Consider the following 1876-nt stretch of genomic DNA (forward strand, 5'->3'; position numbering starts at 1 on the left):
CATCTCCATCCCCAATGGCAACTAAATCCTCGTCAATTTTCTTTGCTAAAGGAATGAAGTAATTAATAATTTCTAATTCGGGAATTTTGCGTCCTTGAAAGTACCATGTTTCTGGCACTAATCCTTTATCAGTAGCGATTAAATCGACTATTGTTAAACCAAGTTCTTGAGCAAGCGATCGCAATTTCGTATGATCTGTATCAATGAATTCTCCACCTAGCTCTACGGGCACGCCAGTACCTGCTGCGTTAGCTAAACTACATATCCGACCACCAACGCGGCTCCTCGCTTCAATGATGTCTACAGGAACTCCAGCTTGACGTAAGCGGTAGGCAGCAGTCAAGCCAGCAATTCCCGCACCCACTACCAGCACTTTGGGAATTGTGGCAAAAGCCGTAGAATCACGTCCATGATGCCAGGTAGCTGTAGCTAATGCGCTTACTAATCCCAAACCCCCATAAAGTAAGCGGCGACGAGTAGTTCTTTGTTTTAAAATATCAACTATCTCATCGGTAGGAATGCCAGTTTTAAGCGATGCCCTCGCAATTTTATAAGCGCGTTGCAAAGATATTATTAATGCAGACCTGGCCATTAAGCACACCTCTATTGCCGCCAATTATGGCGGTTATCGTTTACGTGAGATATACCTGTAGGGGCACGGCACTGCCGTGACCCTACACCTCGTTATGTAATGTTGTACTCCATCTAAATAGGAACCGCCATATCAAATAAGATTAATAATTGCAGGTTGAAATCACTTTTTTGATGAAGTAATTAAATTAAATATGAAAAATAATTAAATTCTTCTTGAAAGCTTTGGTTTACCAAGACTAAATCAGTGTTTTGTGGGATGCTAGGCGTAACTGATATGGCGGTTGTCGATTGAGTTAAGTACAAGAACCCCTCCCCGCTTGCGAAGAGGGGGCTATGATGTACCTTGTATGATTAAGAAACGCTATAAAGACAGCAGAAACTACAAAGCTACCTGACGGAAAATGCCTCATTGAACCGCCGCGTCACAGGCTCAGTGATGAATGTCAAAACTGACTTTTTACGAGTGACAATTTCACCTGAAGCAGACATACCTGGTGTAAATTCTACTTCTTGACCCCTAACGTTAACTGAGTGTTTATTTAGCTTAATTCTGGTGGGAAAAACTAAGCCTAATTCTTTATCAACAATTGCATTAGGACTGACTTGCATAACTTCCCCATTCACAGTGCCAAATTCCTGGAAGGGGAAAGTCGCCATTTTCACTTTTGCCTTCATTCCTTGACGAATAAACCCAATATCGCGGTTGAGAACTTTCACCTCTAGGAGCATTTCTTCCCCTTCCGGCAAAATTGACAGCAATTCTTCACCTGATTGCACTGGCCCCTTGGTGGCTTTAACTCTGTAGATTGTACCGGCAACAGGAGCTTCAATCGTTTCTAAAGCTTGCTGCTTTCTCGCCTGTTCTAATTGACCTTGAACAGTTGTCAGTTCTTCTTTACGCTTGTTGAACTGGGTCAAAATTTCACTTTGGCGTTCTGATGCTACACGCTGGGACTGACTACGTGCAGCATTGTAAGCTTGTTGTGCTTGGCGAATTTCTTGGACTTGGGCAGCAATATCTTTTTCTAATGATGCAACTTTATCTTGAGCCTCTGTGATTCTATTCTGGACATTAATCACTTCATCTTGTGCTTTAGTGATTTCTGTCTGTGTACGAGTTAATCTTTCTTGGGCATCCAAATAATCGACACGAGGTACAGCACCAGGAGTCATTAAGGTGCGTAGGCTTTTTTCCCTTTCTTGTGCCAGTGCCAAATTACTTTCAATTTTGATCCGAATGCTATCTGCGTTGACAAGGTTTGTTTTGGCATTGGCAACGCTG

At 42.5% G+C, this 1876-nt stretch carries 2 protein-coding genes; both read right to left on the reverse strand.

What is annotated here, in order from left to right; genetic code table 11:
- A partial coding sequence (locus tag VE944_RS32970; protein ID WP_324987664.1) for a flavin monoamine oxidase family protein occupies positions 1-592 on the reverse strand: 592 nt, incomplete at its 3' end.
- Between the two features lie 389 nt (positions 593-981).
- A partial coding sequence (locus tag VE944_RS32975) for a beta-barrel domain-containing protein (RefSeq protein ID WP_324987666.1) occupies positions 982-1876 on the reverse strand: 895 nt, incomplete at its 5' end.

Source organism: Nostoc sp. (assembly GCF_035638895.1).
Taxonomy (GTDB): domain Bacteria; phylum Cyanobacteriota; class Cyanobacteriia; order Cyanobacteriales; family Nostocaceae; genus Nostoc.